Here is a 19,613-nt window from a genome sequence, read left to right on the forward strand (position 1 = left end):
ACTGATGAAGTTGGCTCGTTCGAGAGTTGCAGTGATCGCGCTTGCCGCTCTTGCGGTGAGTGGGTGCGGTGTCTTCAAGAAGGGCGCACCAAAGACGCCCGTTCTCGGAGAGCGCGTCTCGGTCCTGACGACGGAGCAGGATGTCGTCGTCGATCCGGCGACCGCCGATCTACCGATGTCGCTGCCGGAGCCGGTCGCTAACACCGAGTGGGCGCAGTCGGGTGGCAACGCATCCAAGTCCATGGGCCATCTGGCTCTCGGCCAGTCGCTCGGCGAGGCCTGGGTCGTCTCGATCGGCCAGGGAGGCAGCGTCCGTGGACGTCTCGCGGCGGCCCCGGTTGTGGCCGATGGCCGCATCTACACGATCGATACGCAGGCCACTGTTCGAGCGTTCGACGCGCAGACCGGCGCCAGCGTTTGGGCGACACAATTCGGTACCGAGAAGGGTAACAACCCCTCGCTGTTCGGCGGCGGCGTCTCCTACGACAACGGCCGCATCTACGCGACGAACGGCCTCGGCTATGTCGCGGCGATCGACGCCCGCAACGGCGGCATCGTCTGGCAGGTTCATCCGGGCGGTCCGCTGCGCGGCTCCCCGACCGTGAGCGGCGACGCCGTTTATGTAATTAGCCAGGACAACCAGATTTATTCGCTGAAGACGAGCGACGGGACGCAGAACTGGTCGAGCGCTGCAGCGCTCGAAATTGCAGGCGTGTTCGGCTCCGCCTCCCCGGCCGTCGGGCAGGGAACGGTCGTCGCCGGCTTCTCGTCGGGCGAGCTGAACGCCTACCGCTACGAGAACGGCCGCAACGTCTGGCAGGACCAGCTGTCGCGCACGACGATCCGCACCAGCGTCGCCTCCATCTCCGATGTCGACGCGGATCCGGTCATCGACAATGGCCAGGTGATCGCGCTCGGCCAAGGCGGCCGCATGGTCTCGCTCGAACTCATCAGCGGTCAGCGCCAGTGGGAGCTAAACATCGCCGGAATTTCGACGCCCTGGGTCGTCAGCGACTGGGCGTTCGTGGTCACGGACGATGCACGGTTGATCGCGGTTGCGCGCGGCAGCGGCAAGGTCCGCTGGATCGCGCAGCTCCCGGCCTTCCGCCATCCCAAGAAGAAGGCCGGCCCGATCAGCTATTCCGGTCCGGTCCTCGCCGGCGGGCGCCTCATCGTCGTCAGCACAGAGGGCACGCTGATCAATGTCGATCCCACCAACGGGTCGTTCCAGAGCCAAACGGCCATCAAGTCGTCGATCAGCCTGTCGCCGGTCGTCGCGAACAAGACGCTGTACATCCTCGACGACGACGGACGCCTCCACGCCTGGCGCTAAGCCGCAGTTGACGCGCAGGACGCGGCAGTGGCATGGGGCGCGTCCGCTCAGGGCGCGGGTGTAGCTCAATGGTAGAGCAGAAGCCTTCCAAGCTTACGACGAGGGTTCGATTCCCTTCACCCGCTCCAAAATCGACATGCCGCGGGCATGTTGGCGTTTTGGAGTGCCCGTAGCGCAGCGAAGGGGCGACGAGCCGGGCCGGCAATGGCTCGAAATGTCCGTTCCGAGGGTCACGGAATCGAACTCCCGTGATTGCGCACCGATGGCGTTGACACATCTCGTGCCGACGGCCACATGGCGCGCCTGCCTGCACCTTGGAGAGGTGGCCGAGTGGTTAAAGGCAGCAGACTGTAAATCTGCCCGCGCAAGCGTACGCTGGTTCGAATCCAGCCCTCTCCACCAGTGCACGCCGATTTTCCACAAGCCTGACGAAATCAGCGTTGCCGCCTCGAACTAACATAAGTTGTTTAGTATCAGAGGCCTGGCACAAAAGTAGTTGCGGAAAGCAACCGAATGGGGCGTAGGGTTTCCCTGACGGAATTTCCAAATGGCCCGAATCGACCTAAGTTGACTCTGACTCGGAAATCCCGGCGTTATTGGGATCAGTTTGCTCGGAGAATTGCCGGTGAATACCGCGGCGGGGTCGCGCGACCCTGGCGACATCGATGGGGGCATAGCCGAACGCGTTGCGAAGCTGAGCGCTGGCCAGCTCGACTGCCTGTTGCTGGTCGACCAGCATCTCTCATCCAAGGAAATTGCGGCCGAGCTCAACATCTCTCCGCACACGGTCGATCAGCGCATCCGAATCGCCCTCCAGGCGCTCGGTGTGGAGCGCCGCACGCATGCTGCGCGGATCGTCTCACAGTATCACGGACCATATCAGCGATTGATACATCAATCGCCGTACATTGAGGGCTCCCACTCCCCCGAGCATTCAGCCGGGGCGGTCAGTCATCAGATTCGGCACGCTGATCGCACAGGGGAGGCCGGGGGCCCGGACTTCAAAACCGAGCAGAGGCCCGCAGCTTCCTGGTCTTCCCTGTCTTTGCCGTTCGCAACGAGGAGTCATCCCCGGAACGAGATGAGCGTCGGCCTCCGGCTGCTCTGGATATTCCTGATCGCGACGGGCGCAGCCTTTTCAGCGGGCATGTATCTCGCAGGGCTCGAAAGTCTCGCCAGGCTTCTGAAGAGCTAGTCGAAACCACGTTCCTTCTCATTTCGGCAACCATCTCCGCGCCAGTGTATCCGCGCGGAAAGGAGCCAGTCATGCGCAAGCATCAGATTGAAAACGCCGCATTCGAAGTCGCCACCCAGGTCCGTGCAGTCGAAGACAGCATCGACTCTGCGCTAGCCGAAATGGCTGAGCTGCAGGCGCGCATCATGCGTGCAAACAGCGTCGCTCGCACGGGGTTCGGCACCGTCCACCCCGTGCTCCAGCAGCTTGCTGCTGCCGTGTCGGGCCTCGTCGATGCCAGAGGCTCAGTCGTCGGCTGCCACGCCGCGCTGGCCGATGCCAAGGGCAAGGTACCGGGTCTTCGTACAGTCGGCTTCGGCGATGGCGAAGAATGCCCAAAGACCGCAGTCGCCGATCTGCGTATTGTAGCTTGATAGGATCGCCGGCTCGGCCGCAGGTTGAGCCGGCTATTCACCCATGCTGAGCCCGCCCATCTACTATACGATCCTCACGATCGTTTGCCTCTTCGCCTTCTGGCAGGGGAGAGCCGACGAGCGTGCGGCAGCGGCGATTTGCGTCCTCGCAACCGTCGCGAGCAACCTCGTGTATCAACCGACGAAGAGCTCTTACGCGGGGGTCGAAGTCGGCGTGTTCGTGGTCGACACGCTGACGTTGGTAGGCTTCACCTTGATCGCCCTTCGATCCGAGCGGTTCTGGCCGCTCTGGTTGGCGGGGCTTCAACTCACGACGGTCTTCTCTCACTTGCTGAAGGCCATCCAGCTCGACCTCATGCCGCAGGCCTATGCGGCGGCGGCCCGGTTCTGGGCCTATCCCATCTTCCTGATCATCGTGGTCGGCACCTGGCGTGCTGGTCGCAGGCGGCTGAGCGAACGGCGGCAGGCCGCTCTCGCCTAGCCTGCGGGTTGCGCTAGGCGCGCTCCAATCGCATGGGGACGCAATGTCCCGACGCAAGAAGTCGCATCAGAGCCACGGCACCCCCAACCGCCCCCGGTTCTGGGGCAAGCACGCCGTCGCGGCTGCGCTCGACAATCCGCGGCGCAAGATCCTCCGCGCTTGGGCGACCCGCGAGGCCGCGGAATTCATGCAGTTCCCGAAGGAGGTTCAGGTCACCCTGGCCGACGTCGCGGACCTCGGCAGGCTTGTGCCGCACGACGCGCCGCATCAGGGCGTGGTCGTTGAACTCGAACCGCTCGAGGACGTCTGGCTCGACGATGTTTTGGCCGAGGCGCCCGAGCGCGCGGTGCTCCTGGTTCTCGACCAGGTCACCGACCCGCACAACGTCGGCGCGATCCTGCGTTCGGCGGCAGCCTTCGGAGCGATCGGCATCGTGACGCAGGACAGGCATTCTCCCCCGGAAAGCGGCGCATTGGCAAAGGCGGCTTCAGGCGCGCTGGAGCGCGTTCCCTGGGCACGCGTCGTCAACCTCGCCCGCGCGCTGGAGCAGATCGGAGAGGCCGGCTTCTGGCGCATCGGCCTTGCCGGAGAAGCGGACACGGACTTGAAGGACGCGCTCGGGCCGCCACGCGTGGCCCTGGTGCTCGGAGCGGAGGGACCCGGCATGCGGCTCAACACGCGCGAGCATTGCGATGCGCTCGCCAAGCTACCCATCAGCAATGCCATCGAGAGCCTGAACGTGTCCAACGCGGCTGCCGTCGCCCTCTATGCGGCGAGCGTAGCCTGATGGTGCGCACGACCCACGCGCTTCACGAAAGCCTCGATGAACTCGCCCGGCTTGAGCCCGCCTTTGCAGCGGTTCTCGAGCAACACGGACGGCCAGAGCCACGCAACAGTCCTCCGGGTGCGACGACCTTGTTGCGGACTATCGTTGGCCAGCAGGTCAGCGTCGCTGCCGCCCGGTCGATGTGGAACAAGCTCGAGGCCGCCTACGGCTCGCCTCCCGACCTCAAACGCATCCTGAACGCGACGGACGAGGAACTGCGTGAGGCGGGCATCTCACGCCAGAAGGCGGGCTATGCGCGCAGCCTTGCCGACCTTGTGCTGTCCGGAGAACTGAACCTCGACGCCCTGCCTGCTGACGACGAGGAGGCGATCGAGCTGCTGACGCGGATCAAGGGCATCGGCCGCTGGTCCGCGGAAATCTATCTGCTGTTCGCGGAGGGAAGGCGCGACGTCTGGCCTGCGGGCGATCTCGCCGTGCAAGTCTCGATCGGTCGCCTGCTGGGCCTGGATGACAAGCCTTCGGAGAAGCAGCTGCGCGAAATCGCCGAGCGCTGGCGTCCTCACCGCGGAGCCGCCGCGGTGCTCGCCTGGCACAGCTACAATTCGGTAGGAACGGCGCTTTAGCTACTTGCGGACGCGAACCGTGTGTTCGTGCGCGCCGAGGCCGTTGTAGTTGCGCGCACCCTCGGCGACGACCAGCGGGGCCATCTTTTCGCCCGACGAATTGCGACCGACGATGTAGCTGGCGGATGTCTGCCCCTCACCGCCGCTCCAGCGATAAAGGGCGTTGAAGCCGATGAGCGGCACGAACAGGTTCCTGCCGCCCGCCTCGAAAATCCTCATCTGGTCACGCGCGACCGTCGTCGAGCTGCGGAAGGACATGCGCTGCAGCGGCGGGATCAGCGGAACCCGCTCGCCCTGTGCGACCGGATTGGCGAAAAAGGCCGCCATCGCCTCGTCCTGGTCCGCGCCTGCGTTGAACAGCGAGGCTTCGATCAGAACCTCGCGCGCCGGTGCGCTTCCCGAATTGAATACGGTCACGTCGAAGTGGACGGTCGCCTTGTCGCCGTCGATCACCGCGCTCGTCGGCGTGAACTCGATATCCAGCCACGGACGCAGGCGCGAAGACACGAGCCCAACGGAGGGCGGCGGAGGCGCCGGCTCGGGCCGGACGTCCACGTCGGGCATGGCCCTGAGCCGCGTCGACACGATACCGCCCATGACCGGAGCCTCCGGAATAGGCGAACGCCGCGCTTGAGGCGGAGTTGGCGCCGGGCGAGGTGCAGGGCGAGCCGGCGGAGAGGGAGGCGGGGCGAGTTCGAAGGCCGACCCATCCGCGCCAGCGCCGGCGAAAGCGTAGCGCTCGCGAGGCCGACGGAAGTACCAAACGGCCGCACCGGCTGCAGACAGCAGCGCCAGGAGCCACGGCCAAAGGGCAAGCGCGCCGCCCTGAACCTCCGTCGAGGTCGGCACGAACGGCTCGGCCTCCGGCGTTGCCACGGGCTGTGTCGTGACCGGGGCCGGAGTGAAAGTCGACGGTCCCGAATTGCCGCTCAGCGAGCCGAAGTTCAGCCCACCCGTGGAGCCTTGGGCGGTCCGCGCCTGCGCGGTGTTCCGCTCCACGGCGTTCGATGCGACGGCACGCGAAGGCTGCGCAGCCGGATTGGCTCTGGGCTCGGAAGGCCCGGCGGCAGCGACAGACTGGCTCGGCGCGGACTGCGGCTGTGCCGGAGTCTCGGCGCGGCGCGTGACCGTCCCGGACAGCGAGAAATTGCGCAGCTGTGCCGGACCCACGGCGTCCGGAGTCTCGGACGTCGTGGGTGGCGGAACGTTGGGGCGCGGAACGGCGTCGTCGGAAGCCGCATCCTGGGCGTGCGCGGGCGCAGCAAAGACCGTCGCAAGCGCCACGGCCGCCGGAATCACGCGCAATCTAGACTTCATCCTCACCCGCTTAACTGCCTGAAGTGCGCCGCCGCCTTGTCCGCGGCAGCGACTCCGTCGCTTTGACGTCCAATTCGCCGTACTTCAAGCACAGGGTGGATGAACCGCAGCCATCCAGCGACGAAAATCGCTGAATCGAGTGTTCTAGCGCGCGTCGACCAGAACGAGCTCGGCATCTTCGGTCGCCGTGACGGTGACCTTGTCCTCCCCGGTGATCGCCACGCCGTCGCGCTTCTCGGCCGTTGTGCCGTTCACTTCGACCTTGGCACTGGGCACGAGGTAGAGGTGCCGCGACGGGTCGACCGAATATTCCAGCGTCTCGCCGGCCTTCAGCGTGGCTCCGAGAATCCGCGCATCGGAATTGATGTGCAGGACGTCGTGGTCGCCGTTGCAGCTGGCGAGCAGCTGGAACTGACCCTCGCGGGTTTCCTTCGGGAAGGGCTTGGCGCCCCAGCTCGGCTGGGCGTTCGGCTTGTCGGTCTCGATCCAGATTTGGAAGAGAGTCGTGTCCTCGTCCTCGAGATTATATTCGGCGTGGGTCACGCCCGTGCCGGCGCTCATCACCTGCACGTCACCCGCGCCGGTGCGGCCTTTGTTACCCATCGAGTCCTGGTGCGTGATCGCGCCGGTGCGGACATAGGTAATGATCTCCATGTCCCGGTGCGGGTGCGGCGGGAAGCCGGACTTCGCGGCGATCTTGTCGTCGTTCCAGACGCGAATGCGGCCCCAGCCCATGCGGTTGGGATCGTAGTAGTTCGCGAAGGAAAAATGATGGCGGGCATCGAGCCAGCCGTGGTCGGCGTGGCCCAGCGAGTCAAATTTGCGGATGTCGATCATGCGATGAAGGTGGCGAACCCGCTGAGGGCTTCAAGTGTCACGGAAGTAACTGCAGTCCGGAGGCGTAGCGGGCCGCCTTTTCGGCATAGTGCGCAGCCGACAGGCGCAGGCCGGCTTTCTCCGCATCCGTCAGCGGACGGATCAGCCGCGCGGGCGCGCCGACAATGAGCCCGCCTTCCTCGAATCTCTTGCCCTCGGTGATCAGGGCATTGGCTCCGACCAGGCACTCCGGGCCGAGGAAGGCGCCGTTGAGGACGCGTGCGCCCATGCCGATCAGGCAATCGTCGGACACGGTGCAGCCGTGGAGGATCGCCTGATGGCCCACCGTCACCCGCGCGCCGATCGTCAGTGGGGCGCCCGGATCCGAATGACCAACGGCACCATCCTGGAAGTTCGTCTCCTCGCCAAGGATGATCGGCGTGTTATCAGCGCGGATGACGGCGCCGAACCAAACGCTTGCCCTCGCCGCCAGACGGACGTCTCCAATGAGTTCGGCCGACGGCGCCGCCCAAGCCCCCTCAGCGAGCTGGGGTGAAAGGCCGTCGATCGCGTAAAGGCTCATTCCTCGAACGCGCCCAGGAAGACTTCCTCCCCCGCGACGCCCTCCAGTTCCGCGTCGAGGCCGCGATATTCGACGCCGAACTGGTCCTCGAAGGCTTCGAAGTTGGCCAGGCCGTCCCAGCGGTCGAGGGTCAGCCACCAGCCGCCGCGTTCACAGGGACGGAGCAGCACAGTTCCCTGGTAGCCAAGTGCCTGCTCGAACAGGCGCGACCAGACCCCGTTGCCGGAATAGGCCTGCTCGAACTCCCGTTCACGCCCCTCGGCAGGACGGAACTTCCAGACGCGCACGTGGGTCATGCCGACGCATTACACTCGCGAGCGGGTTCAAGTCATCCGCGCTGCGGCTCCGGCCTGATGAACACTCGCGCAAGCTCGGGATGACGATCGCGCAACCCGCCTTCGATCCGCCCGATAAGCTTCTCGACGTCCGGGATCTTGAGGCTGTCGTCGAACTCCACGTCCATCGTCGCGATCACCTGGTCCGGCGCCATGTGCGTGGTCAGCACCCGGCTGACGCTACGGACGCAGCTCTCGCGGTTGGCGGCGTCGCGGATAGCTTTCTGAAGTTCCGGGTCCGCGCGCTCGCCGATCAGCAGGTTCTTGCTCTCGCGGGCGAGCACGATCGCGACTCCTCCCAAGACGAGCCCGATCAGGATCGATGCTGCGCCGTCGATCCACGGCGCGTCGAGCTCAACTGCCAGAGCAGTGCCGACCGCGGCGATAACGATACCGATGAGCGCCGCGGAATCCTCGAACAGGACCATGAAAGACGTCGGGTCCTTGCTGACGCGAATGACATGCCAGAACGACCCGTCGCCCCTCGCCCGCTGGAACCCACGCCAGGCGACGAACCATGACGCTCCCTCAAAGATGAAGGCGAGGCCGAGCACGATGAAGTTGATGAAGGGCTTGGTGATCGCCTCGGGATGCCGGATGTGAACGATCCCCTCGTAGATCGAGATGCCCGCTCCGAGTGCGAAGATCAGCAAAGCGACGACGAAGCACCAGAAGTAGAGCTCGCGCCCGTAGCCGAACGGATGCACGTCGTCGGGAGGCTGCGTCGAACGATGCTGGCCGTAGAGCAGCAGCACCTCATTTCCGGTATCCACCAGCGAGTGGACGGCCTCGCTGAGCATGGCGGAGCTTCCCGTGATGGCGGCGGCGATCCCCTTGGTGACGGCAATCAGCAGGTTGCCGATCAGGGCGGCGATGATCGCCGGACGGGATTCGCTCTTGGCCACCAGCGGAGAACCACCCCATCCGAGGAAGTTTCCGCGTCCGTAGCGATTTAGAAACCATTAGGATTTGCGGCGCAGGGTTGGCCGCAATGAAGGTCAGTCCGGTCATTGCGCTTATCGTAGCGGCTCTCGCCCTCGTCCCGGACGAGGCGAACGCGGCCGCCTTTGTCGCGACCTCGGCAGGTCTCGATAACGTCAATGCGCGGATCCTGATGCTCCACAATACGGCACGAGCTGAAGTCGGCGCTCTGCCGCTGCAGTGGGATCCGAACCTGGCGATCGCGGCGGCATCCTACGGTCCAGCGCTCTCGCGCATTGGCCACCTTGTCCATTCGCCGCGCACCGGCCGCGAAAACCAGCGCGAGAATTTGTGGATGGGCCAGGACGGCCGTTTCCAGCCGGAGCAGATGGTCGGCGCGTGGACTGACGAGAAGCGGCTCTTCTACCCCGGCGCGTTTCCCAACGTCAGCCGCTCAGGGAACTGGGCAGACGTGGCCCACTATACGCAGATGATCTGGAAGACGACGACGCACGTCGGCTGCGCCATCTATCGCGACGGCACCTGGGACTATCTGATTTGCCGCTATTCGCCGCCGGGCAATCGAGACGGTAATGTCGTTCCTTAGTAAAGGAACATTGGCATACCCTCTACGCGCATGAGCTTCGCGCGGTAGATGGCGGGGTCATAAAGGCCCGACACGTCGACGACCTTCTGGCCCTCTTCCAGCGTTCCGATCGGCACGTGGCAGTAATTGCCGTCCTTGAGCGCGACCATCCGGGCATACTCTTTGCGGGCGAGCAGCTGGATCGCCAGCGCTCCGAAGGCGAGGCCGACCATGCGGTCCATGGCGTCCGGCTCCCCTGCCCGCATCAGGTAGGCAAGCTCCTGAATGACGGTGCCCTGGCCGAGGCGCTGCTTGATCGCACGGCCGAGGCGGCGGCTGACGCTGATCTCCTCCCGCTCGCTCCCGGGGAGTGAGCGCATCGTATCGTCGCCATTGCCCTCGCCCGCGATGCGCGCCCCCTCGGAGATGACGCACATGGCGTAACCGGAGCCGCTCTCTTCCTTGTCGCGCTCCAGAAGAGGCAGGAGCACGTCGAGATCCGCGGGCACTTCGGCAATGACGGTGCGGTCAACCTGCGCGAGGAAGCCGGCAAGTAGGGCCGTCTCGCCGCTGCGCCGCCCGAACAGCTCGACGATGCCGATGCGCTCGTGGCTGCCGACCGTGGTCCGCAGGGCGTTGATGGCTTCAACCGAGCGGCTGACCGCCGTTGAGAAGCCGATGCAATAGTCGGTGCCGAAGACGTCGTTATCCATCGTCTTCGGAACGGAGACGACGGGGAAACCCTGCCGCGAAAGGTGCGCCGAAAAGCGCAAGGTGCCGTCACCGCCCAGCGTGACCATTGCGTCAACGCCCAGCCGTTCGAGCGTGTGCATGACCTGCGTGGTCTTGTCGCCATCGGCGATCGTGCGCGGGTCGAGGCGCGAGGTGTGGAGGATGGTACCGCCCATGCGGTCGATGCCGCGGACGTTGTCGCGGGTCAGCGGCCGGCTGTTCGCCGCGATCGATGCGGGATCGTCGGGATCGATCTCGAGAACGCCCTGCCAGCCGCGTTTGAAGCCGATGACTTCCCAGCCGAGGTCGTCGGCGGAAAGCGTGATCGAGCGAATGCAGGGGTTGAGCCCAGGCACATCGCCGCCGCCGGTCAGGATTCCGATCTTCACTGCGCCCCCGCTTTCACCATCCGCGCGGCACAGCATTTAGGGAGCGGGTGTGTCAACTCGCCATCCGGCGGATCGTCATGCTCGTCATACCCCCGGGCATGACTGCGCGTGACGATGGTGCCCAGGAGAGGACCCAAACATCCATTCACCCATGTTCGCCATGGTACAACTTCCTTTCGAAAAAGCTCTGTTTTACTGGGATTTCGTTCAGGGACGTTCATGGACGGTTGCTGCAATTCACTCTCGTGGGTAAGGCTCTGGGCAAGGCTTAAGCGTCGAGGAACCTGTGGCAACTTTCCGATCACTGAGGGCGCTGCAAGTTGAGAAGCTGGGTGTAGGCACATACGCCGATGGCGGAAACCTCTTCCTGAGGGTTCGAAGTTCGGCATCACGACAGTGGATCTTCCGATACAAGCTGGGAGGCCGCGTCACCGAGATAAGCATCGGTCCGACGCGCGTAGTAAGTTTGCGCGAAGCCCGCGATACAGCAGAGGCTATGCGACGCGCCGCAAGGCAGGGCGTTGATCCTAGGAGCGTCTTGAAAAGGAGCAATTCCCAAGGTTTGACCTTCCGCGACTATGCCGAGCGATTAATTGCGCATCGTTTGCCATCATTGAAGCCCGGCCGTCACCAGGACAAGTTCGGCAATTCTCTTCGTGACTATGTGTACCCCTTCATTGGTCGGTCGCGGCCTTTGGAGATCGGGTTTGCTGACGTTGAAAACATTTTGAAGCAAGCCGTCTGGGATTCTCGCCAAGGCCGCCTCCGCCCATTTTGGAATTGCAAATACGAAACCGCGAGCCGCGTGCGGCGACGGATAGAAGCTGTTCTGGATTACGCAGATCGTGTCGAGGGCAACGACCGACGGAATCCGGCTGCGTGGAAGGGTGGATTGGAACACAGTCAATTGGGACGCCGCCCGAGGGTTGTCCATCGTGCGTCACTGCCACACGCGGCGGTACCAAATTTGATGTCAAGGCTCCGAGCAGCGAAGAGCCAAAGCTCCCTTTGCTTGAGGTTCATTATCTTAACGGGCGCTAGGTCTGGTGAAGCGAGGGCCGCCACTTGGTCGGAAGTCGACTTAGAGAATGCGCTTTGGACCGTCCAAGCTAATCGAACGAAGATGGGCGTGCTTTGGAGAGTTCCTCTCAGCGAGGAAGCGTTATCCATCCTGACTGAACTCCGCTCCTCGGTCGATGAGGCTCACGATTACGTCTTTGCAGGTCCGACCAAAAAACCGTTATCGGACGTCGCAGTGAGCAAGGCGCTTCATGCATTCGAACCTCATGTGACGGTCCATGGTTTTCGAGCGTCGTTCCGAACGTGGGGTGCAGAGCAAGGGCAGTTTGCGAATGAAGTGCTGGAAAGAGCACTTGGACACGTGGATGCCAACAAAGTTCGTGCCGCTTATCAGAGAAGCGACCTCCTTGAAGAGCGTAGAAAGCTCGCACATGAGTGGTGCGCTTACCTTAGCCCTGCAGGTTCCTTTCCCTCGTGAGGCCAGCGCCGGGACGCGGCTGTCCGAATACTATTTTCCCGTTTCTACCAGGCGAGACGGGCTTACGAGGCTGGCGAGCGCTTGTTCACAGGTCTGGATTGGCGGAAGGTGCCGAAACGGGGAGTATTCATGGCAAGTAGCCGCGGCACGCTGTTCAGTGAGTATTACCTGTCTGAAGGCGTTGCTACCGCGTCGGACTGGGAAAGCACATTCTCGCAGCTCGACAGCGTCCGCGCGCAAGTCACCGCGCTCCTCGACGATTTCGCCGGGCGGAATGCGCCCGGGGAAGCGGAAACCGAAAGCGATCTAGTAGAGCCATTACTACACATTTTAGGGTGGACCGACTTCCTTCCGCAGATTCGTACATCTGCAAGAGGCAGGACGGATGTTCCGGATTATCTGTTGTTTACGTCGGAATCGGCCAAGGCCGCTGCGACGATCCTGTCCCCAGCAGAGCGTTATCGACAGGGCGCGGCCATTGTTGAGGTCAAGGCTTGGGAGATCCAGCTCGACAAGGCATCCAAAGAGATCAGTGCGGGCGCGCCGTCCACACAAATTCTGCGATACCTTAGCGCCGTAGAAGCTCATTCCTCGGGTTCGATCCGATTTGGGATGCTGACGAATGGCCGGGTTTGGCGACTCTACGACGTGAAGGCGTCGTCCCGCCTCGAAGGATTTGTCGAAATCGATTTGTACGAGGCGGTCGAGAGAGTTGTGGTTAGCCCCGACAGCCGTCGGGATGCCGATCATTTACTGCGCCTTTTCATGTTCCTCTTCGGAAAAGACGGGTTTCGCAAAGACGCAGGACAACAAACGCGTCTTGTGCAAGCCTTGCGTGACAGCAAGGGTTTCGAAGGGCGCGTTACCGAGGCCCTCGCCGCCACAGTTTTTGAGAACGTCTTCCCGTCCCTGGCAAATGCAATTTCAAGCGCCGATCCCGACCGGCCGAAAACGCCAAGCATTTCCTATCTCAACGAGGTCCGCGACGCTGCCCTGACTTGGCTCTACAGACTTCTCTTTGTCCTTTATGCTGAGGACCGCAGCCTGTTGCCCACCAGGGCGCGCCGGGATGGCCTCTGGGCTCTCCGAAATGAGGTGGCTCGTGCTATTGATAACAGCGAGCTGCTCAGCAGTAGCCGTCGAAACTACGACGGCGACCTAAGGGACCTTTGGACACAAATCGATCTGGGCGACGAGGATATTGGCTTGCCGCCATACAACGGCGGGCTCTTCCGACAGGGCCGTTCCGAGCTCCTCGATCGTTCATTGATCTCTGACGCCGACTTCGCCCCCCTCCTCGACGCTCTGTCTAGAGAGCGCATTGAGGGACGAGCCAAATTCATCAATTACCGAGATCTGTCGGTCCAGCACCTCGGGTCTGTCTACGAGCGCCTTTTGGAATTCGATTTAGCCGCTGCAGATGGATTGATTGTTACCCGGCCTCAGGCCTTCGCCCGCAAGACAAGCGGCAGCTACTATACCCCCGAGGACCTGGTAATGCTGGTTATCAGGCGGACCGTCGGTCCGCTTGTTGCGGAGCGCAAGGCTTCTTTCGAAACGCGAGCTCACGAACTGCAGCGTGGTAGCGGATCGCCAGAACAAGCAAGAGAGCAGCTCTCTGAGCTCGATCCCGCGGCGAGAATCTTACAACTGCGCATCTGCGATCCGGCAATGGGGTCGGGTCACTTCCTCGTTAGTTTGGTAGATTTTCTTGCTGACGAAGTTCTGAAAGCGACAGACGAGGCGGCCGAGCTCGCGTCTTGGGCGGATTATAGCTCGCCCTTGCTCACACGCTTGATCAGCATTCGTAGTCACATAATGTCGGAGGCCCGGCTGCATGGCTGGGCGGTGCACGATGAGCAGCTGATTGATCGGCAGCTGGTGAGGCGGATTATCCTCAAACGAGTGATCCATGGCGTCGACAAGAATCCGATGGCAGTGGAACTAGCCAAACTCTCACTCTGGCTCCACACGTTTACCGTCGGCGCACCCCTCTCCTTTCTCGACCATCATTTGCGCTGTGGGGATAGCCTTTTCGGAGAGTGGGTACGACCTGCCCTAGACACGTTAGCAGGGCGCGGACTTTTTGGGCGAGATGCAGTCTTGCGCGCCGCAAAGGCTACGCAATCGATGCAGCGCGTAGAAGAGCTCAGTGACGCCGATATCACTGAGGTCAGAGCTTCGCGCAGCAACTTCGCTGAAGTCAGCCGCGAGACCGCAGATGCGCACAAATTACTGAGCTTGTTGCAAGGCTGGCGATGGATCGGCGCGTCAACTGAAAGCGCTCGGAAGGAGGCGCGCAAGCTGCGGCGTGAGGCAGATGCCATAGCATTACGGGACCCGAAAGGTGCCCTACGGTTGGGCGAGGCGAGCTCCTTTTTAGCGAGACGAGTCGTCGCCCTTGATCGTCTCCTCGAAGGTGAATTCGGTGACATCAACGTCGCAATCGATAATTTCTATGGTCGAGTGACAGATCCAGATCCGGCCGTAGCGCAGCTAGCAGAAGCACGGTCTGTTGCGGAGACTACCAACTTCCTTCACTGGGAGATCGACTTTCCTGGCGTGTGGAGCGACTGGACCAGCGATTCACCCGAAGGAGGCTTCGACGCGGTAATTGGCAATCCGCCTTGGGACCGCCTGAAAATGCAGGATGTTGAGTGGTTCGCGGCACGCGAGCCAGAAGTTGCCTACGCGACAAGAGCGTCTGATCGGAAACGAATGGTTGAGGCGCTTCGCAAGACGCGGCACCCCGTGGCTCTGGATTACGAGCGCGCTTCCCGCCACGCCAGCATGGCCGCCCGCATGGCAGCGTTACCACCTGAGAAGGGAGGGCAATACCCTCTGCTCGGCGGCGGAGATGTAAATCTATATTCACTCTTTGTAGAGCGAGCAGAGCGACTTGTAGCAAAGGATGGATTGGTTGGTCTGCTCGTCCCAAGTGGGATCGCTGGAGACCTAGGAGCCAGCACGTTCTTTCGAAGCATCAGTACAACGGGACGTCTCAGTTCCCTGCTTGATTTCGCCAACAAACCGACGTCCAGAGACAACGCTTTTTTCGAAGGGGTTGATAGCCGCTTCAAGTTCTCAGCGCTGATTTTTGGTGGAACCTCGCGGACTTCCGAACAGGCTGAATGCGGGTTCTTCCTAGTCGGGACATCAGATCAGGATCTGGCTTCAGAAACGTTCCGATTGAGCCCCGCCGATTTCGCAGCGGTGAACCCAAATAGTGGTACCGCGCCTGTCTTCAGAAATCGCCGCGACGCCGCCCTGATTACCGGAATTTATAAAAGGATTCCAATTCTCGTTGACCACAACACACCCGAGCCGGAACGGCCTTGGAAGGTTCGTTATCGCACGATGTTCCATATGACGAACGATAGCGACAAATTTCGAACTGCCGAGGAATTAGCCAATAGTGGCTGGTATCAAGTTGAAGGCGGATACTGGCGCAAGGGCATCGAGGAAGCCGTACCTCTCTACACGGGCCGGATGTTCAACCAATTCGACCATCGCGCGGCTGGAGTAGAAGTCAACGAAGAGAATCTCCACAATCCCGCTTTGAGCGATCGAGCGTCTACTGAGCAAAAGGCAGATCCTTCATTTAAGCCGAGCCCGCAATTTTGGGTCAAATGGTCTGAGGTTGAGCCGAAGAGAGATTGGTGCTTGGCATTTCGGGACATCGCGCGACCTACAGATGTGCGTACTATAATTGCGGCCGTGCTTCCGAAGGCAGCGTATGGCAACAAAGCTCCACTGCTTTTGACCGCAGATGCTCAAAGTGCCGCGTTGCTCTTGGCCAATCTCAATTCGTTTGCGTTGGACTTCGTTGCGCGTTCGAAGATTCAATCTGCGAATGCAAACTGGTATATAATGGAGCAATTGCCCATCCTCACTCCCAATGCGTACGACCGGAGTTTCGGTCACAGATCCGCATCGGAAATTGTAACTGAGGAAGTTCTTGCATTAACTTATACTGCGCACGATCTTGCGGAATTTGCGCGGGACATGGATTACCTTGATGAGACTGGCGACGTGCGTACGCCAATCTTGTGGAACGACGAAGACCGGCGGCAACGTCGCGCTCGTCTAGATGCGCTCTATTTTCATCTGTACGGGCTGTCTCCAGACGACGCCCATTACGTACTATCCACTTTCCCCATCGTGCGCCGCAAAGACGAGCTGGAACATGGGCATTTCGTCACTCGTGATCTAATCATCGGGCACATGAGAGCGCTTCAGGCCGGAGATTCCCGTGCGATTATCTCCTCCCAAGCAAGCCGTTCAAGAGGTCCGAAAATGAATGATGCCGCCTAACATGGCCATTACAGTTTGCCTTCGGGAGCAGAAGACCGGCAACTCGAAGGGCCTTTACCAAGATCTAAACAGACTGCTTCGTACGCCAGGCTTGAAATCGGTTAGATTTTGCGTGGCATATGCACGATGGGATGGAATTGGACTTATTAGTGAGTCCCTTGAATCTTTTCTTAGCAACGGTGGATCATTCGACAGCATTTTCGGTGCTGGAAACGGCGTAACGACCCCTGACGCTTTGTATTACGGCCTTGCCCTCGGGGCCCGTTTTCCCGGTCGCACCTACGCCGGGTTCGTCGAAGACACTTATCAAAATGCCATATTCCATCCGAAGATCTACGAATTCAGATTCGAAAACGAAGTCGTAGCCCTCCTGGGATCTGCAAATCTAACCGGCGGTGGACTCTCTCGTAATTCCGAACTCGGGGCCGAGCTTCGCTGCCCCATGGGTCAGCCGTTTGAAAAGCAACTTGCTGACTATTGGATCGAAGCAAAGAAGACCGCGAAAGCGGTGTCGCTTGCAGAAATCCGTAGACTGGCGTCCTCAGCTGGTGCGGGCTCCGAACGTCGGGATGAGGTTGGAGGCGCGAAGAAAGGGAAGCCCTATCTCACGACTGGAGTGAGAACTGCCCCCAAGCCCCTATTCGCTCAGATCCTCAACCTACCAAACTTCTCGAACGACAAAAAACTGAAGTTATTAGCGGAAATGGATGCGCTGTCTGACAAGCCAACGCATCTGTATCTGCAGATCTTTGCGCGCGAGACCGGTGGCTCGAAGGGAAAGTCGGGAACCGCGGTGCAACTCCCGGTGGGTACTTTAGGAGCATATTTCGGATTACGCGACGACGAAGAGAGAATGGTGACCTTTCGGTTTCCGAGCGAGGAAATCGCCTCTCGGATTACTCACTTTTCCAACAGCACTCACCAAGTGCGGTTGAGCCCTATTATGACCGTCAACCGCCCCGCGATCCTTCATCTCGAGCGAGCTGGTGAGGATTTGTACTCCGCTAGGTTCGTTCCAGCGTCCGCATACAATGGGACTTTGGAATCCAAATGCCCGAACCAGACGCGAAAGGGCGCGCGCAGATGGGGCGTTTTTTAGAAGCCACAACTCGCCCAGTTTCCTCTTAGCGTCTCGGCACTTGAAGGATCGCGATAGCGAGTTCTCTTCCAATCTCAACACCGCTTGTCACGGCGCTGCTCCTACACCTTTAGCGCCGGAGCAAATAACCCCCCCTCGCGCGCGCGCGCGTTTTTTTAGGGCTGTTTTTGGGTATACCCCGTTTGCCCCGGTGGGGCCTTCTAGCGGCAGGAATGGGTCGAAAGCCGCCATTAGGAGACCATTGAACATTGTCGCGATACGGTGCGGATATGAAGGTGTTTTCATTCCTCGTACTGCTCCCCTTTGCTGCAGCTGGGGCCGCGGAAACACCGATTTATGGGTTAGGCCAAGCTAAGGACGGCGACAGCCTGATGGTTGGCGAAAAGGAAGTCCGCCTGTTCGGCATCGACGCTCCGGAGTTCGACCAGACCTGCAAGCGCGGCGGCCAGAACTGGGGCTGCGGCTCCGCCGCTGCTGACGAGCTGATGAAGCTGGTGACTGGCAAGCAGGTCCGATGCGATTCCATGGGCGTCGATCAGCACCAGCGCATCCTTGGGCGGTGCACGGTCGGAACAACCGACATCAATCGGACGATGGTCGCGACGGGCTATGCCGTCGCCTATCGCCACTACTCATCCGATTACGTCTCCGCCGAGGAGATGGCGAAGGCTTACAAGCGTGGGCTTTGGGCCGGGACGTTCCAGATGCCTAGCGATTACCGGCACAGCGGCGAGCCGCAGGTCGAGCCGGGAAGGCCGATGAGGGCCAAGCGCGCCGCATCCAGCGACTGGCAGGGACGCGCCAACGGCAATTGCAACATCAAGGGCAATCGCAACCGGAAGGGTCAGTGGATCTACCACCTTCCGGGCATGCCGTATTACGATCAGACACGGGCAGAAGAGATTTTCTGTACTGAGGCCGATGCCCAAGCTGCAGGGTATCGTCGAGCAATCGTAAGATGAGGGCGTGGAGTTTGGGTCGAAAGCTGCCATATCCTTTTGGCCGCTCTAGAAGATGCAGATGCAGCGCATTGAAGCGGGGAACGCGGTCTCATCAAAGCCCGATACCCTGGCACCGCCCCACCACCTTTGACTCCGAGGCGCTACCCAGCCCCGGCGATTAGGAATGACGGTAAGGGCGATGGTCGTCGACAAGCCCGGCCCGCCACCGCAGCGTCAACTGCCTCGCTCGCACTCTCTCGTCGCTTTTTGGGGCAGAGAGTTGCCCGCGGTCCCGAACACGGCACCAGTTCAGGCAATGTTGTTGTTGTGGGAATGGATTTGCAATCTAGCGCGAAAACGAGGTTCGTCGATGTTGTGGATTTATCTGAGGTCGAACTCGCAACCTGTAGATACTGATGCGCTTGGCGGTAGCGCTGAATACGTAAGCTGCCCACTTGTTGCCGACGACGACTATCGTTTCTTGCTCCTCCAGAAGCGTTGAAAGTGACAAGGTCGTATCGCGGCCTCCAAGATACCCGCGAAGGAAGACCACATCCGGTCCGCTTTTGGCCGTCGCGGCGAATTGGTCGTATGTCCGAAAGTTGCTGGCCCAAGCCATCAAAAACCCCTGTTTTTTGGTGAAGCGCTGGGATGGGCAAGGACGACCAGTCCCCATCAGCGATGGGGCTGGTCCGCCCTTGCCGCGGTCAACTGCTCTTCGGAGCCAGCAGCCGTTCAAGGGGTCCCGCCTGGCCGCCAGGCGATGACTCAGCAGCTACTTGCGGGATTGGCGGCTCCCGGCGACCCCGCTTCTGCCGTTCGGACTGCGGTTGGGGCTCTGGTCGCGTCCCACGGTAACCCCATAGCTGAGCCACCCCGCCGTTATCCGACAATGGCCCAGTAGCCTAAGTATCCTCAGGTCGGCGTCTGACGGCCGACGAATGCTTTGAGACTTTCGACGGGTATCAACGTTCGCCGTCCGATTTTGAAAGTCGCGAGGCGGCCATTCTGTATCAACGCGTAAATCGTCGTACGTCCGACCCCCAGAGCATGGGCGGCCTCGTGTACTGAAGTTGCGATAACGTCCATCGTTTGTCTCCGCTCAGGATGCTCGGGGCATTGTCAGCTCAGACGAAGGCGAGATCACTGGACTTTTTTCCAGATAAATGGACAGCAACCGTTCGCGAGGGGCTTGGACATTTATTCCGAATTTTTGTCCAAACTATCCCGGTATGTTCTATAGCCGCGCG

General features: G+C 61.2%; 18 protein-coding genes and 2 tRNA genes. 13 read left to right on the top strand and 7 right to left on the bottom strand.

The genetic code is table 11. From position 1 onward, the window contains the following. The first annotated feature begins 4 nt into the window (after positions 1 to 4). From LZ016_RS09515 to LZ016_RS09550, 8 genes are all read left to right on the top strand, one after another. Positions 5 to 1,333 carry an outer membrane protein assembly factor BamB family protein gene (locus LZ016_RS09515; protein ID WP_241447139.1) on the top strand — a complete coding sequence of 443 codons (1,329 nt, stop codon included), beginning with the start codon at positions 5 to 7 and terminating at the stop codon, positions 1,331 to 1,333. Positions 1,334 to 1,387: 54 nt separating this feature from the next. Further along, positions 1,388 to 1,461: transfer RNA gene (locus LZ016_RS09520), tRNA-Gly, on the top strand. Positions 1,462 to 1,649: 188 nt separating this feature from the next. After that, positions 1,650 to 1,735, top strand: a tRNA-Tyr gene (locus tag LZ016_RS09525). 223 nt (positions 1,736 to 1,958) lie between these two features. Then, entirely contained in the window at positions 1,959 to 2,528 is a 570-nt protein-coding gene (locus LZ016_RS09530) for a response regulator transcription factor (protein ID WP_241447140.1), read from the top strand. 71 nt (positions 2,529 to 2,599) lie between these two features. Next, a complete protein-coding gene (locus tag LZ016_RS09535) occupies positions 2,600 to 2,941 on the top strand; it encodes a hypothetical protein (RefSeq protein WP_241447141.1) in 342 nt (113 codons plus the stop codon). Positions 2,942 to 2,984: 43 nt separating this feature from the next. Beyond that, positions 2,985 to 3,422, top strand: a complete 438-nt coding sequence (locus tag LZ016_RS09540) for a hypothetical protein (RefSeq protein WP_241447142.1) — start codon at positions 2,985 to 2,987, stop codon at positions 3,420 to 3,422. Positions 3,423 to 3,465: 43 nt separating this feature from the next. Then, a complete protein-coding gene (gene rlmB, locus LZ016_RS09545; RefSeq protein WP_241447143.1) occupies positions 3,466 to 4,209 on the top strand; it encodes a 23S rRNA (guanosine(2251)-2'-O)-methyltransferase RlmB in 744 nt (247 codons plus the stop codon). Next, positions 4,209 to 4,832 carry a DNA-3-methyladenine glycosylase family protein gene (locus LZ016_RS09550; protein WP_241447144.1) on the top strand — a complete coding sequence of 208 codons (624 nt, stop codon included), beginning with the start codon at positions 4,209 to 4,211 and terminating at the stop codon, positions 4,830 to 4,832. Before rlmB ends, LZ016_RS09550 begins: the two co-directional genes overlap by 1 nt. Here LZ016_RS09550 and LZ016_RS09555 read toward each other — a convergent pair whose 3' ends face one another. The 5 genes from LZ016_RS09555 to LZ016_RS09575 form a co-directional block, all read right to left on the bottom strand. Then, on the bottom strand, positions 4,833 to 6,149 hold the full coding sequence (locus LZ016_RS09555) for a hypothetical protein (protein WP_241447145.1): 1,317 nt from the start codon (positions 6,147 to 6,149) through the stop codon (positions 4,833 to 4,835). It lies immediately after the preceding gene. A 144-nt stretch (positions 6,150 to 6,293) separates the two neighbouring features. Further along, positions 6,294 to 6,986 (bottom strand): pirin family protein, encoded by a 693-nt coding sequence (locus LZ016_RS09560; RefSeq protein ID WP_241447146.1) that lies wholly within the window; start codon positions 6,984 to 6,986, stop codon positions 6,294 to 6,296. Positions 6,987 to 7,023: 37 nt separating this feature from the next. Beyond that, positions 7,024 to 7,548 (bottom strand): gamma carbonic anhydrase family protein, encoded by a 525-nt coding sequence (locus tag LZ016_RS09565; protein ID WP_241447147.1) that lies wholly within the window; start codon positions 7,546 to 7,548, stop codon positions 7,024 to 7,026. Further along, a complete protein-coding gene (locus tag LZ016_RS09570; RefSeq protein WP_241447148.1) occupies positions 7,545 to 7,844 on the bottom strand; it encodes an antibiotic biosynthesis monooxygenase family protein in 300 nt (99 codons plus the stop codon). Before LZ016_RS09570 ends, LZ016_RS09565 begins: the two co-directional genes overlap by 4 nt. Positions 7,845 to 7,876: 32 nt before the next feature. After that, entirely contained in the window at positions 7,877 to 8,788 is a 912-nt protein-coding gene (locus tag LZ016_RS09575; protein ID WP_241447149.1) for a cation diffusion facilitator family transporter, read from the bottom strand. Positions 8,789 to 8,874: 86 nt separating this feature from the next. Between LZ016_RS09575 and LZ016_RS09580 the strand changes: the two genes are divergently transcribed. Then, positions 8,875 to 9,411 carry a CAP domain-containing protein gene (locus LZ016_RS09580; protein WP_241447150.1) on the top strand — a complete coding sequence of 179 codons (537 nt, stop codon included), beginning with the start codon at positions 8,875 to 8,877 and terminating at the stop codon, positions 9,409 to 9,411. Here LZ016_RS09580 and LZ016_RS09585 read toward each other — a convergent pair. Further along, a complete protein-coding gene (locus LZ016_RS09585) occupies positions 9,408 to 10,511 on the bottom strand; it encodes a 6-phosphofructokinase (RefSeq protein WP_241447151.1) in 1,104 nt (367 codons plus the stop codon). The genes LZ016_RS09580 and LZ016_RS09585 overlap by 4 nt on opposite strands. A 286-nt stretch (positions 10,512 to 10,797) precedes the next feature. Between LZ016_RS09585 and LZ016_RS15705 the strand changes: the two genes are divergently transcribed. From LZ016_RS15705 to LZ016_RS09600, 4 genes are all read left to right on the top strand, one after another. Then, entirely contained in the window at positions 10,798 to 12,009 is a 1,212-nt protein-coding gene (locus LZ016_RS15705) for a tyrosine-type recombinase/integrase (protein WP_366512899.1), read from the top strand. A 129-nt stretch (positions 12,010 to 12,138) separates the two neighbouring features. Further along, positions 12,139 to 16,323, top strand: a complete 4,185-nt coding sequence (locus LZ016_RS09590) for an Eco57I restriction-modification methylase domain-containing protein (protein WP_241447152.1) — start codon at positions 12,139 to 12,141, stop codon at positions 16,321 to 16,323. A 1-nt stretch (position 16,324) separates the two neighbouring features. Further along, positions 16,325 to 17,422 carry a phospholipase D family protein gene (locus LZ016_RS09595; RefSeq protein WP_241447153.1) on the top strand — a complete coding sequence of 366 codons (1,098 nt, stop codon included), beginning with the start codon at positions 16,325 to 16,327 and terminating at the stop codon, positions 17,420 to 17,422. Between the two features lie 371 nt (positions 17,423 to 17,793). After that, the gene (locus LZ016_RS09600) at positions 17,794 to 18,384 is read left to right on the top strand and encodes a thermonuclease family protein (RefSeq protein WP_241447154.1); all 591 of its coding nucleotides are present in this window, start codon (positions 17,794 to 17,796) and stop codon (positions 18,382 to 18,384) included. 894 nt (positions 18,385 to 19,278) lie between these two features. Here LZ016_RS09600 and LZ016_RS09605 read toward each other — a convergent pair. Further along, positions 19,279 to 19,452, bottom strand: a complete 174-nt coding sequence (locus LZ016_RS09605) for a helix-turn-helix domain-containing protein (protein ID WP_241447155.1) — start codon at positions 19,450 to 19,452, stop codon at positions 19,279 to 19,281. Positions 19,453 to 19,613 lie beyond the last annotated feature (161 nt).

It is taken from the genome of Sphingomonas telluris (assembly GCF_022568775.1).
Lineage (GTDB): Bacteria > Pseudomonadota > Alphaproteobacteria > Sphingomonadales > Sphingomonadaceae > Sphingomicrobium > Sphingomicrobium telluris.